Here is a 15,284-nt window from a genome sequence, read left to right on the forward strand (position 1 = left end):
GATATTTATCGCATGTTTTTCGCAAATTAGCGGAACTTCATGCGTGAGGTGAAAAATGTCTATGTTGCAAACATCCGCTTCGCAATCCATGCCGCCACTGGTCGTATCCGGCGTAACCAAGACCTTCACCATGCATTTGCAGGGCGGTATCGAACTGCCGGTCGTGCATGGCGTGAATTTTGAGCTTAATGCCGGTGAATGTGCCGTGCTGGGCGGTCCATCAGGTGCAGGCAAAAGCTCGATCCTGAAAATGGTCTACGGCAATTATGCGGTGAATGGCGGCTCCATCCTGATCCGCCATGCGGATCGCGCCGTCGATCTGGCCAAGGCTGATCCACGGGAAGTGCTTGCCGTGCGCCGTGACACGATTGGCTATGTCAGCCAGTTTCTGCGCACATTGCCGCGTGTAGCTGCGATTGATGTCGTGGCTGAGCCGTTGATTGCTCGCGGTGCAGACCACGACATGGCGCTGGACCGCGCCCGGGAACTGCTGGCCAAGCTCAACCTGCCGGAACGGCTCTGGGCACTGCCGCCTGCAACCTTTTCCGGTGGTGAGCAACAGCGCGTCAACATCGCTCGCGGTTTCATCACCGATCATCCGGTGTTGCTACTGGACGAACCAACGGCTTCGCTCGATGCGAAGAACCGTGCGGTTGTGGTCGATCTGATCAAGGCCAAGAAGGCCGAAGCCGTTGCCATGCTCGGCATTTTCCACGACGAGGATGTGCGTGAGGAAGTGGCCGACCGCATCATCGACGTCACCGCCTTTTCGCCGAGGGCAGCGGCATGACCAAGCTCTCGGTTGAACCACTGGTTCACGAAACGGCGGATGTCAGCGGCAGCAAGCTTGGCCGCTACACGGAAGTCGGCGCGCGTAGCCGACTTTCCGAAACCGTGCTGGACGATTACTCCTATCTCGGCATCAATTGCGAAATCTGGTGCGCGGAGATCGGCAAATTCTCCAACATTGCCAGCCATGTGCGCATCAATGCCACCAATCATCCGACCTGGCGTCCGACCCTGCATCACTTCACCTATCGCGCAGGCGATTATTGGCCGGATGCGGAGAATGAGACCGAGTTCTTCGATTGGCGTCGTGGCAATGCGGTGAAGATCGGCCACGACACCTGGCTTGGTCACGGCTCGACCATTCTGCCGGGCGTTACCGTGGGCAATGGTGCGGTGATCGGCGCTGGCGCTGTCGTCAGCAAGGATGTTGCGCCTTACACGATTGTCGGCGGTGTACCGGCTCGTCTCATCCGCGAACGCTTTGACGCTGCAACGGGCAATCGTCTCGATCGACTGGCCTGGTGGGACTGGAGCCATGAACGTCTGCGCGGCGCGCTTGATGACTTCCGCGCGCTCGATATCGAAACTTTCCTCTCGAAATATGAAACTGCCGCCAATGCTGAGGCGGTCATGAAAGAGCTTTCTCATGGCGAATGAAATCGTTCTCAAAAATGCGCGCATCGTGCTTGCCGATGAGGTCGTTTCCGGTTCCATCCTGATCCGCGACGGCAAGATCGCCGCCATCGATCAGGGCAACGTGAATGGTGGCGAAGATATGGATGGCGATTATGTCATTCCCGGCCTGATCGAACTCCATACCGACCAGCTGGAATCGCATTATGCGCCGCGCCCCAAGGTGCGCTGGAACGTGGATGCCGCCGTTCAGGCCCACGACGCGCAGGTTGCCGCATCGGGCATCACCACGGTCTTCGATGCGATGCGGGTCGGTTCCGATTATGATCGCGACTTCGTCGGCAAGGATATGCGTCTGCTTGCGGATGCGATTGAAAGCGGCGTGCGCGAAAACCGTCTGCGCGCCGACCATTTCCTGCATCTGCGTTGCGAAGTTTCCGCAGCCGATTGTCTGGAAGGCTTTGCGCTGTTCGAAAATGATGATCGGGTGAAGCTCGCATCACTGATGGATCACGCGCCGGGGCAGCGCCAGTTCGCGGAAGTCGAAACCTACCGGACCTATTACATGCGCAAACTGAAACTCAATGATGAAGAGTTTCGTTTGCATTGCGAAAAGCGCATGGCAGACTCAGACGCCTATTCGGCCAAGCATCGCCGGGCGATTGCCGATCTGTCGGGTGCGCGCGGCATCGTGCTGGCAAGCCATGACGACGCCACAAGCGCCCATGTTGATGAATCGCTCGATCACGGCGTCCGCATTGCGGAGTTTCCCACCACGCTGGAAGCGGCTTCGGCTTCGAAGGGCGCTGGCCTGTCGATCTTGATGGGCGCGCCGAATATTGTTCGCGGCGGCTCGCATTCCGGCAATATCGCCGCCCGAGATCTGGTGGATAATGGCAGCCTCGATATTCTGTCGTCGGATTATATCCCGTTCAGCCTGATCCAGTCGGCTTTCGGGCTTGCTTCTGGCGAACGTCCGATTGGGCTGCCTGAAGCCATCCGTCTCGTCAGCAAAAACCCGGCCGATGCAATGCGTATGGATGATCGCGGCGAAATTGCTGTCGGCAAGCGCGCCGATCTGGTACGAGCACGCACCAGAAGTGCAATTCCGGTGGTACGCACTGTCTGGCGTGAAGGCGAGCGGGTGCTCTGATGCGTATGGAGAATATCCAGCCGAAAGGCTGTTTCGTTGCCGTTGTCGGCCCCAGCGGAGCCGGCAAGGATACGATCATGGATGGCGCGCGCATGGCCCTTGCCGGCGATGCGCGTTTTCACTTTGTGCGCCGCATCGTCACGCGCCCGCAAATGCCCGGAACCGAAGATCACGACAGTCTGGATGAGGTGGCTTTTGCGAAGGCCGCAGGCGAGGGCGCCTTTGCGCTGCATTGGCGTGCTCATGGCCTCGATTATGGTCTGCCAAAGTCGCTCGATACGCTCATTGATGGCGGAACCGTGGTGATTGCCAATCTCTCGCGCCGCGTTCTGGACGACATGCGCAAGCTCTATCCTTCGCGTTCGGTGGTCGTTATCAGCGCTCGTCCAGAGGTGCTGGCCGAGCGGCTGGCAAGCCGTGGACGCGAGAGCAGAGACGAAATTGCCTTGCGACTTTCACGTGAAGTGAGCTTCGATGACGGGGCAGGCGATGTTGTCATAATAGACAATTCCGGCGATGTCTTTGAATCCACTAATGCGTTCATTCGCCACCTGATAAAAATCCAAGAGAGAACAATACTTAAACCATAGACTTCGAGTGGCGTCTAAATTTACAAAAACGTCACGATGCTTTCATTGCAGTGTCATGGGAGCAATTCAGAGTGAGCATGAATGGAGATGAATTCATGCTTCAACTGAAAAACGTAACGCGCCGCTATAATGACAAGGTGGCGGTTTCGGGGGTTGACCTCGAGATCGAGCCCGGCACGTTTGTGGGTATTATCGGGCGTTCTGGCGCGGGCAAATCAACGCTTCTGCGTATGATCAACCGCCTTGTCGAACCATCCGAGGGTACTATTCATTGGGATGGGCGCGATGTAACCGGGCTGAAAGGCTCCGGGCTTCGCGACTGGCGCGCGCAATGCGCGATGATTTTTCAGCATTTCAATCTGGTTGACCGTCTCGACGTTCTGACCAATGTGCTGATGGGGCGTCTCAATTATGTTTCGACGCCAAAGTCGCTCTTACGCATCTGGAGCGATGAAGAACGCCTGATTGCGCTATCTGCCCTGCAGCAGTTCGATATCGCCCATCTGGCCGCTCACCGTGCCGATGAGCTGTCTGGTGGTCAGCAGCAGCGCGTGGCGATTGCCCGCGCGCTTGTTCAGCAACCACGCATTATCCTCGCCGATGAACCGATTGCATCGCTTGATCCGCGCAATACGCGCAGCGTCATGGATGCCCTGCGCCGTATCAACCGCGAATACGGCATCACGGTTCTCTGCAATCTGCATTCACTTGATATCGCGCGCAACTATTGCGACCGCCTCGTCGGCATGTCTGCTGGCAAGGTTGTGTTCCGTGGCACGCCATCGATGCTCACCGATATGGCATCGCGCGATCTTTACGGCATGGAAGCCGCCGACGTTATCGATAGTGACGACACGGTCGATGCAATGCCTGCACCGGTTCCGCAGTCGGCAGAAGCCGCATTGCGCCAGATTTCCGCCTGAGCATCGAAAGCTCCGGAAAAAAACTCGCTCCAAACTCAGGATTAACAGGAGAGACTTATGCTTAACCGTAGAACTTTTCTGGCGGCTGTTGCGCTCACCGCTACCATGACCTTTCATGCCCAGGCTGCTGACTGGAGCAAGGATTATCCGGAAATCGTTCTGGGTGTTATCCCGGCTGAAAACGCCTCGACCACCAGCGACCGTTATGCACCGCTCGCCGCTTATCTCGGCAAGGAACTCGGCACCAAGGTTACGCTGCGCGTTGCAAACGACTACGCCGCCGTTATCGAAGGCCAGCGCGCTGGCAATATCCAGATCGCTTTCTACGGCCCGGCTTCCTACGCCCGCGCTGTCATGACTGGCGTTGAAACCACGCCGCTCGTCAACCAGCGTCACGATACCGGCGTCAACGGCTATTATTCGGTCGTTTATGTTCGCGCCAACAGCCCGTACCAGAAAATGGACGACCTGAAGGGCAAGAGCATTGCGCTCGTCGACCCGAACTCCACCTCGGGCAACAATGCGCCGCGCTACTTCCTGAACCGCGATGGCTATAGCGTCGATACGTTCTTCGGTAAGAACTTCTTTGCTGGCAGCCACGAAAATGCTGTTCTGGCGCTCGCTCAGGGAACTGCTGACGCTGCCGCCAATTCCTGGAATTCGGAAGACGATTCCAATCTAACCCGCATGATCAGCCGCGGCGTTCTCAAGGATGCAGACGGCAAGGCGCTGACCAAGGATGATTTCCGCGTCATCTTCAAGTCGGACTTCCTTCCGGAAGGCCCATTTGCCGTGCTCAGCACGCTGCCTGACCAGCTGAAGGCTGACATCAAGCAGGCTTTCCTTGAAATGCCGAAGAAGGACAAGGCTGGCTTTGACGCCCTTTCCGATGGCAAGGATCTGGAATTCGTGGCGACCGGAGCCAAGGATTATGAACCAATCATCGAGATGCTGAAGTTCAACGACAAGGCACGCAAGTCCTAATCCGTAGAACAATCGAAATGCCCGAAGCCGCAAACGCTTCGGGCATTTTTGCTAGGGAATCTCGCATGACGATATCCTCTCTCGACGGCAGCGGCTCCAAGAGCCTGCTCGCCGAGTATCGCAGGGAAGTCGGGAAACGACGCCTTTACGGTATCGGTTTCCTCCTCGCTCTGGTTGTTATCGCCATAGCTGCCTCTGTTGTTGCCGATGTTCGGCTGGGCACACTGGTTGAAAATCTCTTTCGTTTTACGAGTTATCTCGGCCGCATTCTGCCGGACCTGACCATCGCCAATTTCTGGGGCGACATGGCCGCGTGGTACTGGAACATCGGCGGCTGGCTCAAAATGCTCTTTGAGACGCTGCTGATCGCCTATCTCGCGACGCTGATCGGCGCGACGATTGCTTTTGCCGCTTCATTCGCGGCTTCCTCCAATATGGCGCCCAATTCGACAGTGCGCTTCATCGTCCGGCGCGGACTGGAACTGTTACGCACCGTACCTGAAATCGTGTTCGCCTTGCTGTTCGTGATTGCATTCGGTCTCGGACCTATGGCCGGTGTGCTGGCTCTGATGCTTCATACAACCGGGGCGCTCGGCAAGCTGTTTTCGGAAGTGGTCGAAAATATCGATATGCGACCGGTCGAAGGCATTCGGGCGTCGGGCGGCTCTGGCCTTCAGGTCATTCGCTTTGCGGTGCTGCCGCAGGTCGCTGCCAATTTCGCCTCCTACGGTCTACTTCGCTTTGAAATCAATGTGCGCGGCGCATCCGTCATGGGCTTTGTCGGGGCAGGCGGTATTGGTCAGGAACTGCTCACCTCGATCCGGCAATTCTACTACAGCGACGTCAGCGCCATTCTGCTGCTGATCATTGTGACGATCGTCGCGATCGATCTCATCACCCAGCGTGTCCGTCACGCGCTTTTGGGCCGCATCGGCTGAAGGGGAGGATATTATGACTGATATTGCACAAAGCCTCTCTCGCGAGGCCCATGCGCATGAAAAGGAATTGCGCGCGGAATATGCCTCGCTCTTCGGCAACGGACGTGTCTGGCGCAATCTGGCGATATTTAGCCTGTTGCTGGTCGCTTCAGTGTGGTTTGCCTTCTACTGGCTTGATTTCTCGTTCCTGCGAATCGTGAACGGGCTTGGCCGGTTGGGCGACTTCGCGCTGATGATGCTGCCCCCGGCGTCCAATGGCCGTTTCAGCCTGTACCTCTGGTCAATGCTGGAAACGCTCGCCATTGCCTATCTGGGCACGCTGCTGGCAGCAATTCTTGCCTTTCCGTTCGGCTTTCTCGCGGCAAAGAACATCATCCCGAACGTGTTCCTGCATTTCGGCATCCGCCGCTTTCTCGATACTATTCGTGGTGTCGATACGCTGATCTGGGCATTGATCTGGGTATCGGTGGTGGGGCTTGGACCTTTCGCCGGCATTCTGGCTATTGCCTGTTCCGACTTTGGCGCTTTCGGCAAGTTGTTTTCGGAAGCCATCGAGGGCGCGGACAAGAAGCCAGTCGAAGGCGTGCTCTCGTCCGGCGGTAACCGCCTGCACGGCTATCGTTTCGGCGTGCTGCCACAGGTTCTGCCACTGATTGGCAGTCAGGTGCTCTACTTCTTCGAGTCGAACACGCGCTCGGCGACCATCATCGGTATCGTCGGGGCAGGTGGCATCGGCGCGCATCTGGCAGAACAGATCAAGGTTCTGAACCTTCAGGACGTTTCGTTCCTGATCATCATGATCCTGATTGCTGTCGCGGTTATCGACTGGTTCTCGTCCAAGCTGCGCCACGCCATGATCGGCAAGAAGGCGCAGAAGTCGGCCTAACCACTAATAAGCGTCTTGATGCCGTCGGCGACGAACTGCACGGCCAGTGCGGCCAGAATGACGCCCAGCAAGCGGGTAAGAATGGATCGACCGGTTTCGCCAAGGAACCGGTCGACGCGTTCTGCAAGCAGAAGCACGACATAGGTAATGAGCAGGCAGATGAAGATCACGCCGACGAGGGCCGCACGCGGGCCGATGCCGTGAAATGAGTTCGACGTCAGCACGATAGCCGAAATCGCGCCAGGACCCGCAATAAGCGGAATTGCGAGCGGGAAGGCAGCAATGTTGCGGATATGATCCTTGGTGATGGCGACTTCAGCGCTCTTTTCCTTACGCTCCGTCCGCTTTTCGAAAATCATTTCAAATGCGATCCAGAACAGAAGCAAACCACCGGCAACGCGGAACGCGCCGATGGAAATGCCGAACATGCCGAGAATCTGCACACCCGCCACGGCAAACAGCGCCATGACGATGAAACCGATGATGGAAGCCCGAAGCGCGACCTGTCCGCGATGACTTCGATCCATGCCCGGCGTGAGCGCCAGAAACAGCGGCGCCAGACCGGGTGGGTCGATTGTGACGAGAAGGGTAACGAAAGCGCTGAAAACGGTATCGTAGAACCCCATGCTACTGTCGCCCTCTCATTGGTCTGTCATGATTGAATTCTAGACGATCAAGGCGCGTTGGTCGATGCAAAGCGCCGGATCGGGCAACAAGCTTGCGCCATGTTTATGTGAATATCTTATAAGCCATTGATTTGCAAAAGTGATTTAGCCCGCCGAAACGGTCTCGAAATTGGCGTTTTGCGCTGCTTTCCTTTATAAAGAGACTTTATCGATTCTGTTGAGAAAGATATCTGAATAGTGTCAGATCAAACCCCTCCACCCGGTTCCGACGATATGAATGGCGGCCCGAGCGGTATTGAGCCGATTTCCATTATTGAGGAAATGCAGCGCTCATATCTCGATTACGCAATGAGCGTTATCGTGAGCCGTGCTCTGCCTGATGTGCGTGACGGCCTGAAGCCTGTGCATCGTCGTATCCTTCATGCCATGAACGAGATGAATCTCGCCTATAATCGCCCCTACCGTAAATCGGCGGGTGTGATCGGTGAGGTCATGGGTAAATATCACCCGCATGGCGACTCCTCGATTTACGACGCCCTCGTGCGTATGGCGCAGGATTTTTCCATGCGCGATCCGCTCGTCGACGGGCAGGGCAATTTCGGCTCCATCGACGGCGATCCACCGGCGGCGATGCGTTATACCGAATGCCGTCTGGAAAAGCTCACCGAAGCGCTCCTGTCTGACATCGACAAGGATACGGTCAATTTCCAGGACAATTACGACGGTCGCGAACGTGAGCCGGTGGTTATGCCGGCGCGCTTCCCGAATCTGCTCGTCAATGGGTCTGGTGGTATCGCGGTCGGTATGGCGACCAATATTCCGCCGCACAACCTTGGCGAAGTCATCGATGGCTGCATAGCGTTGATTAAAAATCCGGCCATTGAGCTGGAAGAAATCATGGAAATTATCCCCGGTCCGGATTTTCCGACCGGCGGCATTATTCTTGGACGCGCTGGCATCAATTCGGCCTATACGACGGGTCGCGGCTCGGTGATCATGCGCGGACGTGCAGCAATCGAACCGATGCGCGGCGACCGCGAAGCCATTATCATCACCGAGATTCCGTATCAGGTGAACAAGGCCTCGATGATCGAGAAAATGGCCGAGCTGGTGCGCGACAAGCGTATCGAAGGCATTTCCGATCTGCGCGACGAATCTGATCGCGAAGGCTATCGCGTTGTGGTCGAGCTGAAGCGTGACGCCGTAGCCGACGTCGTGCTGAACCAGCTCTATCGTTATACGCCGCTGCAGACCTCTTTCGGTTGCAACATGGTGGCGTTGAACGGTGGCAAGCCCGAACAGCTGACGCTGCTCGACATGCTGCGCGCTTTCGTGGCCTTCCGTGAGGAAGTTGTCACGCGTCGCACCAAGTTCCTGCTCAACAAGGCGCGTGACCGCGCGCATGTGTTGGTCGGTCTGGCAATTGCCGTTGCCAATATCGATGAAGTGATCGCACTGATCCGTCGCGCGCCAGATCCCACAACGGCGCGTGAGCAGTTGATGGAACGTCGCTGGCCTGCCGCCGATGTTGCACCACTGATCCGTCTGATCGACGATCCACGTCACCGCATCAATGACGACAACACCTACAACCTCTCCGAAGAACAGGCTCGTGCTATTCTTGATCTGCGTCTGCAGCGCCTGACCGCGCTTGGTCGCGATGAAGTGGCTGACGAACTGAACAAGATCGGCGAGGAAATTCGCGATTATCTCGACATTCTCAGCTCGCGCGTGCGCGTGATGACGATTGTCACAGACGAAATGATTGCCGTTCGTGACGAGTTCGCCACGCCACGCCGGACCGAATTCGGTCTTGGTGGCGCGGAAATGGACGATGAAGACCTCATCGCCCGCGAAGACATGGTCGTCACTGTCAGCCATGCTGGTTACATCAAGCGTGTGCCACTGGCGACCTATCGTGCACAGCGTCGCGGCGGCAAGGGCCGTTCCGGCATGGCGACGAAGGACGAAGATTTCGTCACGCGCCTGTTTGTCGCCAATACGCATACGCCGGTGCTGTTCTTCTCCTCGCGTGGCATTGTCTACAAGGAGAAGGTCTGGCGTCTGCCTGTCGGTAATCCCCAGTCACGGGGCAAGGCGCTCATCAACATGCTGCCATTGCAGCAGGGTGAGCGTATCACGACCATCATGCCGTTGCCGGAGGATGAAGATTCCTGGGCAAATCTGGACGTTATGTTCTCGACGACGCGTGGTACGGTTCGCCGTAACAAGCTGTCGGACTTCGTTCAGGTCAACCGCAACGGCAAGATCGCAATGAAGCTCGAGGATGAGGGCGATGAAATCCTCTCCGTCGATACCTGTACGGAATTCGACGATGTGCTTCTGACCTGTGCAGGCGGCCAGTGTATCCGCTTCCCGGTGACCGATGTGCGCGTCTTCGCAGGCCGCAACTCGATCGGCGTGCGCGGCATCAATCTGGCGGATGGCGACAAGGTCATCTCCATGGCGATCCTGCACCATGTCGATGCTGATGCTTCGCAGCGTTCCGCCTATCTCAAGCGTTCGATTGCCGAACGCCGGGCTCAAGGTGCGGACGATGCCGATGATATCGTCGTTGTCGGTGAAGAAGTCGGTACGGACGCGGAGCTTTCCGAAGAGCGGTATCAGGAACTGAAGGCACGCGAACAGACCGTGCTGACGGTTAGCGAATATGGCTACGGCAAACGTTCGTCGTCTTACGAGTTCCGTGTTTCGGGCCGTGGCGGCAAGGGTATCCGTGCAACCGATACGTCGAAGACCGACGAAATCGGCAAGCTGGTCTCGCTGTTCCCGGTTGAAGCAAGCGACCAGATCCTGCTCGTCTCCGATGGCGGTCAGCTTATTCGTGTGCCGGTCGACGGTATTCGTCTAGCAGGCCGTTCAACGAAGGGCGTCACGATCTTCAATACGGCTGACGGCGAAAAGGTCGTTTCGGTCGAGCGCATTTCCGAAACGGAAAGTGACGAAGAAGGTGGCAATGGCGACGTCGAGGGTGGCGAATCCGCTCCCGAGGGCGAAGCCCCAACTGCTACCGAAGAATAAGGCAAACTGGCCGGGCGCATTCGTCCGGTTAGAGCATTTCCAGCAAAAGTGCGTAGCGGTTTTGCGTAGGATAATGCGTAAACACAAATGGATAGAGCGGTTCCACGATTCCGATTTAACCGAAACTGCTCTAGAGCAAGCACAACGAAAAAGGCCGATGGTTTTACCATCGGCCTTTTTCAGATGCCAAGACTGGAGGAATTGGCGGTCTTCTAACCAGATCACGTCGATGAGACGGCGATAAGACGCTGATATTTAAGTTATTCAGTGTGAGATATTTAGAAGATTAGCGTGACGGCGATGTGTTCTTCTGGCGCTTCATCTCAAGCCGATAAGGCGAGACTAAAAGCCATGAAGACGCAGATTATCGCGAACGCATGTTGCGGATACTGTTGAGGTCGAATGCCACCTGACGCACGCGCTGGCGTTTGGCTTCGTTCTCCTCAAGGAGCAGTATGATTGCCGATGCGGCCATTGCGACCATCATGGATAATGCCAGAAGAAAGATCATCATCGTCATATCCTTTCAGCATACATACGCTTCAGAAACGAAAAGGTTGCACCAAACTTGCGCCTATTCTGGTAAATCGGTTGTGAACTTGCTGTGAAATCCGCGTTCACGTCACGTTCAATTGGTTTCTTGGTTTCTATTTTCTTATCGCTGTGGTTCTTGTTGAAAATCCTGTCAGAAAAGGCTAGCTGGAAGAAATGACAATCGCGATCTATGCGGGCTCCTTCGACCCGGTGACAAACGGCCATATGGATGTCCTGAAAGGCGCACTGCGCCTTGCCGATGAGGTTATTGTCGCTATTGGCGTTCATCCCGGCAAGAAACCACTATTCAGTTTCGAAGAGCGCGTGGAGCTGATCGGCCAGAGTGCGAAAGCTGTTCTTGGCCGTGATGCGGCGCGCATTTCCGTTATTTCCTTCGATGGCTTGGTGATCGACTCAGCGCGCAAGCATAAGGCGCAGTTGATGGTGCGCGGCCTGCGCGATGGCACCGATCTTGATTACGAAATGCAGATGGCTGGGATGAACGGCACTATGGCGCCCGAATTGCAGACTGTTTTCCTGCCAGCCGATCCTGCCGTGCGCACGATTACCGCCACATTGGTTCGCCAGATTGCGTCGATGGGCGGCGATATCAAGCCTTTCGTACCGGCTGTTGTTGCCGCTGCCCTTGAAGCAAAATTCAAATCCTGAGGTTTGGGAGTTTTTCGATCATGAAATTTATTCGTTCGGCGCTCGCCGCTGCCGCGATCCTTACACTGTCTCAAGGCGTGCTGGCCTCCGTCGCCAATGCGGCGGACACGCTCGTTCTGAAGCTCAAGGACGGTGATGTTGCGATCCAGCTGCGTCCTGACCTCGCGCCGAAGCATGTGGCCCAGATCGAAAAGCTGGTCAGCGACGGCGCTTATGACGGCGTTGCTTTCCACCGCGTCATTCCGGGCTTCATGGCCCAAACTGGCGACGTCCAGTATGGCAATATGGACAAGGGCTTCAACGCTCAGAGCGTTGGCACCGGCGGCTCCAAATATCCCGACATCAAGGCTGAGTTCTCGAAAGAGCCTTTCGTGCGCGGCACGGTTGGCATGGCGCGCAGCCAGAGCCCGAATTCCGCTAACTCGCAGTTCTTCATCATGTTCGATGACGGCGCATTCCTGAACGGCCAGTACACTGTGGTCGGCAAGGTTGTCAGCGGCATGGAAGCCGTGGACAAGATAAAGAAGGGCAGCGAATCCGATAACGGATCCGTGGAAAACCCGGACAAGATCGTCAAGGCGACCATTCAGAAATAACTATCCAATACAACGCGTCTTATTGAACGCATTGAAACAGGAGAGGCCAAATGGCTTACAAAGACCCCGAAAACACGCTCGTTCTGGAAACCACCAAGGGCAATGTTGTGCTCGAACTCTATCCGGATCTGGCACCGGGCCACGTTGAGCGCATCAAGGAACTGGCACGCGAAGGCGCGTATGACGGCGTTGTGTTCCACCGCGTGATCGACGGCTTCATGGCGCAGACTGGCGACGTGAAGTTCGGCAAGTCGGGCGGCGCACATTTCAACGGCTCGCGCGCTGGCATGGGCGGTTCGGACAAGCCGGACCTGAAGGCTGAGTTCTCCAACACCCAGCACAAGCGCGGCACGGCTTCGATGGCACGCAGCCAGAACCCGAATTCGGCCAACTCGCAGTTCTTCATCTGCTTCACCGACGCTCCTTGGCTCGACCGCCAGTACACCGTCTGGGGTCAGGTCATCGAAGGCATGGACAATGTCGACACGATCAAGCGCGGCGAGCCGGTTACCGATCCGGACAAGATCGTAACTGCACGTATCGCAGCCGACATCTGATCGATTATTTCCAATGAAAATTGCGGCTCCGGTTCAAACCGGGGCCGTCATTCGTTTACCGCATTATCCTACGCAAAACCGCTTCGCACTTTTGCTGGAAATGCTTTAGAGGCCCATCATGCGTGTTGATCTTTTTGATTTCGATCTGCCGGAAGAGCGTATCGCTTTGCGCCCAGCAGAGCCCCGCGACCATGCAAAGCTTTTGCGTGTTGTTCCGGGCCAGCCTTTCGAGGATCGCCACGTCTATGATCTGCCCGATCTTCTCCAGCCGGGCGATGCACTTGTTTTCAATGATACCAAGGTGATACCGGCGCAACTTGAAGGCATGCGCGAACGCGATGGCAATATCAGCCAAGTCAGTGCAACCTTGCATATGCGCATGGGGCCTGACCGTTGGGCGGCATTTCTGCGTCCGGCCAAGCGCGTGAAGGAAGGCGACCGCATCCGCTTCGGTCATTCCGGGTCAAGCTGCTTCCTTGGCACTCTCGACGCAACTGTTGCGGAGAAGGGCGAAGCAGGCGAAGCGCTTCTGGTGTTCGACCTGTCCAGCGCGATGCTGGACGAGGCCATCGCCGCCGTCGGACATATTCCGCTTCCGCCCTATATCGCATCGAAGCGTGCGGAAGATGACCGCGACCGCAGCGACTATCAAACCGTTTATGCCCGTGAGGAAGGCGCTGTCGCAGCCCCGACCGCCGGACTTCATTTCACGTCTGACCTTCTGGAAAAGATCAAGGCCAAGGGCATTGAAGAGCATTTCGTGACATTGCATGTCGGGGCGGGGACTTTCCTGCCCGTCAAGGCCGATGACACGAACGATCACAAGATGCATTCCGAGATCGGCTATGTTTCGCAGAAGACTGCGGATGCGCTGAATGCCGTGCATGCGCGCGGCGGCCGCGTTGTCTGTGTCGGCACGACGTCACTGCGGCTCATTGAAAGTGCAGCGGGCGAGGATGGCATCATCCGTCCGTGGTCCGGCCCGACCGACATCTTCATCACGCCTGGTTATAAATTCCGCGCCGTCGACATGCTGATGACCAATTTCCACCTGCCACGTTCGACATTGTTCATGCTGGTTTCCGCATTCAGCGGCCTCGATACGATGCGCGCCGCCTATGAACGGGCGATTGAAACCGGCTATCGCTTCTATTCCTATGGCGACGGCAGCTTGCTTGAACGCGCTTGACATACTAGACAACGGCCATGACCAGCGAAAATTTTGAATTCAAAGTCCTCGCCCGCGACGGCGCGGCCCGTCAGGGTGAAATTTCCATGCCGCGCGGCGTGGTCCGCACGCCTGCCTTCATGCCTGTCGGCACAGCCGGAACCGTCAAAGCCATGTATATGGATCAGGTGAAGGAGCTCGGCGCGGATATCATTCTCGGCAATACCTATCATCTCATGCTGCGCCCCGGTGCGGAGCGCGTTGCCCGTCTTGGCGGATTACACGAATTTGGCGGCTGGAAAGGCCCGATCCTGACCGATTCCGGCGGCTTTCAGGTCATGTCTCTGGCGCAATTGCGCAAGCTGGATGAGAAGGGCGTAACCTTCCGCTCGCATATCGACGGCAAAGCCTATGAGATGACGCCGGAGCGTTCCATCGAAATTCAGGGCTTGCTGGATAGTGATATCCAGATGCAGCTCGATGAATGCGTGGCGCTGCCTTCGCCGGAAAAGAACACCGAGCGTGCAATGGAACTGTCGCTCCGCTGGGCTGAACGCTGCAAGGTGGCCTTTGGCGACCAGCCCGGCAAAGCCATGTTCGGCATTGTGCAGGGCGGCGATAATGCCCGCCTGCGCGAACGTTCAGCAGAAGCGCTGAAGGCGATGGACCTCAAGGGCTATTCGGTCGGTGGTCTGGCTGTCGGTGAACCGCAGGAAGTCATGCTGAATATGCTGGAAGTGGTCTGCCCGATCCTGCCAGCTGAAAAGCCTCGTTATCTGATGGGCGTCGGCACGCCGGACGACATTCTGAAATCAGTTGCGCGCGGCATCGACATGTTCGATTGCGTGATGCCAACCCGCGCAGGGCGTCATGGTCTGGCCTTCACGCGTTTCGGCAAGGTCAATCTGCGCAATGCACGCCATGCCGATGATCACCGTCCGCTGGATCCGGAATCCGATTGCCCGGCATCGCGCGACTACAGCCGCGCCTATCTGCACCATCTGGTGAAATCCGGCGAGGCACTGGGCGCCATGCTGCTGACCTGGAACAATCTGGCCTATTACCAGTATCTGATGAAGGGCATCCGCGCAGCGATTGCTGACGGTCGCTTCAACGACTTTGCCGCTGAAACCACCGCGGGGTGGGAGCGGGGAGACATTCCGGCTCTGTGATTCGCAAGTTGCTAAAATAAAGGG

16 protein-coding genes are annotated in these 15,284 nt (G+C 56.8%); 14 read left to right on the forward strand and 2 right to left on the reverse strand.

What is annotated here, in order from left to right; translation table 11 throughout:
* Positions 1 to 55: 55 nt before the first annotated feature.
* The 8 genes from phnL (at position 56) to phnE (FHW00_RS07970) (ending at position 6,896) form a co-directional block, all read left to right on the forward strand.
* Positions 56 to 790, forward strand: coding sequence for a phosphonate C-P lyase system protein PhnL (phnL, locus tag FHW00_RS07935; protein WP_445557922.1), 735 nt, complete (start codon positions 56 to 58; stop codon positions 788 to 790).
* Positions 787 to 1,446: a DapH/DapD/GlmU-related protein gene (locus FHW00_RS07940; RefSeq protein WP_078338607.1), complete on the forward strand. Its 660-nt coding sequence runs from the start codon at positions 787 to 789 to the stop codon at positions 1,444 to 1,446. Before phnL ends, FHW00_RS07940 begins: the two co-directional genes overlap by 4 nt.
* Positions 1,436 to 2,575: an alpha-D-ribose 1-methylphosphonate 5-triphosphate diphosphatase gene (locus tag FHW00_RS07945; RefSeq protein WP_078338608.1), complete on the forward strand. Its 1,140-nt coding sequence runs from the start codon at positions 1,436 to 1,438 to the stop codon at positions 2,573 to 2,575. Before FHW00_RS07940 ends, FHW00_RS07945 begins: the two co-directional genes overlap by 11 nt.
* Before the next feature lie 5 nt (positions 2,576 to 2,580).
* On the forward strand, positions 2,581 to 3,165 hold the full coding sequence (phnN, locus tag FHW00_RS07950; RefSeq protein ID WP_078338659.1) for a phosphonate metabolism protein/1,5-bisphosphokinase (PRPP-forming) PhnN: 585 nt from the start codon (positions 2,581 to 2,583) through the stop codon (positions 3,163 to 3,165).
* A gap of 95 nt (positions 3,166 to 3,260) precedes the next feature.
* The gene (phnC, locus tag FHW00_RS07955) at positions 3,261 to 4,088 is read left to right on the forward strand and encodes a phosphonate ABC transporter ATP-binding protein (protein WP_078338660.1); all 828 of its coding nucleotides are present in this window, start codon (positions 3,261 to 3,263) and stop codon (positions 4,086 to 4,088) included.
* Positions 4,089 to 4,145: 57 nt separating this feature from the next.
* A complete protein-coding gene (gene phnD, locus FHW00_RS07960) occupies positions 4,146 to 5,072 on the forward strand; it encodes a phosphonate ABC transporter substrate-binding protein (RefSeq protein WP_078338609.1) in 927 nt (308 codons plus the stop codon).
* Between the two features lie 65 nt (positions 5,073 to 5,137).
* Entirely contained in the window at positions 5,138 to 6,010 is an 873-nt protein-coding gene (gene phnE / locus FHW00_RS07965; RefSeq protein ID WP_078338610.1) for a phosphonate ABC transporter, permease protein PhnE, read from the forward strand.
* Positions 6,011 to 6,023: 13 nt separating this feature from the next.
* A complete protein-coding gene (phnE, locus tag FHW00_RS07970) occupies positions 6,024 to 6,896 on the forward strand; it encodes a phosphonate ABC transporter, permease protein PhnE (protein ID WP_078338611.1) in 873 nt (290 codons plus the stop codon).
* Here phnE (FHW00_RS07970) and FHW00_RS07975 read toward each other — a convergent pair.
* Positions 6,893 to 7,522, reverse strand: a complete 630-nt coding sequence (locus FHW00_RS07975) for a MarC family protein (protein WP_078338612.1) — start codon at positions 7,520 to 7,522, stop codon at positions 6,893 to 6,895. The genes phnE (FHW00_RS07970) and FHW00_RS07975 overlap by 4 nt on opposite strands.
* A 273-nt stretch (positions 7,523 to 7,795) precedes the next feature.
* On the opposite strand from FHW00_RS07975, the gene gyrA reads away from it, so the two are divergent.
* The gene (gyrA, locus tag FHW00_RS07980) at positions 7,796 to 10,564 is read left to right on the forward strand and encodes a DNA gyrase subunit A (protein WP_078338613.1); all 2,769 of its coding nucleotides are present in this window, start codon (positions 7,796 to 7,798) and stop codon (positions 10,562 to 10,564) included.
* A gap of 364 nt (positions 10,565 to 10,928) precedes the next feature.
* Here the strand turns inward: gyrA and FHW00_RS07985 are convergent, their stop codons facing one another.
* Positions 10,929 to 11,078 (reverse strand): hypothetical protein, encoded by a 150-nt coding sequence (locus tag FHW00_RS07985; protein WP_171058747.1) that lies wholly within the window; start codon positions 11,076 to 11,078, stop codon positions 10,929 to 10,931.
* Positions 11,079 to 11,272: 194 nt separating this feature from the next.
* On the opposite strand from FHW00_RS07985, the gene coaD reads away from it, so the two are divergent.
* From coaD to tgt, 5 genes are all read left to right on the forward strand, one after another.
* Positions 11,273 to 11,767, forward strand: coding sequence for a pantetheine-phosphate adenylyltransferase (gene coaD / locus FHW00_RS07990; RefSeq protein ID WP_078338614.1), 495 nt, complete (start codon positions 11,273 to 11,275; stop codon positions 11,765 to 11,767).
* A 20-nt stretch (positions 11,768 to 11,787) separates the two neighbouring features.
* A complete protein-coding gene (locus FHW00_RS07995; protein ID WP_078338615.1) occupies positions 11,788 to 12,363 on the forward strand; it encodes a peptidylprolyl isomerase in 576 nt (191 codons plus the stop codon).
* Positions 12,364 to 12,413: 50 nt separating this feature from the next.
* The gene (locus FHW00_RS08000) at positions 12,414 to 12,920 is read left to right on the forward strand and encodes a peptidylprolyl isomerase (RefSeq protein WP_078338616.1); all 507 of its coding nucleotides are present in this window, start codon (positions 12,414 to 12,416) and stop codon (positions 12,918 to 12,920) included.
* Positions 12,921 to 13,038: 118 nt separating this feature from the next.
* Positions 13,039 to 14,109, forward strand: a complete 1,071-nt coding sequence (queA, locus tag FHW00_RS08005) for a tRNA preQ1(34) S-adenosylmethionine ribosyltransferase-isomerase QueA (protein ID WP_078338617.1) — start codon at positions 13,039 to 13,041, stop codon at positions 14,107 to 14,109.
* Between the two features lie 17 nt (positions 14,110 to 14,126).
* Positions 14,127 to 15,260, forward strand: coding sequence for a tRNA guanosine(34) transglycosylase Tgt (gene tgt / locus FHW00_RS08010; protein ID WP_078338618.1), 1,134 nt, complete (start codon positions 14,127 to 14,129; stop codon positions 15,258 to 15,260).
* The last annotated feature ends 24 nt before the right edge of the window (positions 15,261 to 15,284 follow it).

Origin of the sequence: Ochrobactrum sp. P6BSIII, assembly GCF_014138065.1 — a bacterium.
In the GTDB taxonomy this organism is placed as follows: Bacteria; Pseudomonadota; Alphaproteobacteria; order Rhizobiales; family Rhizobiaceae; genus Brucella.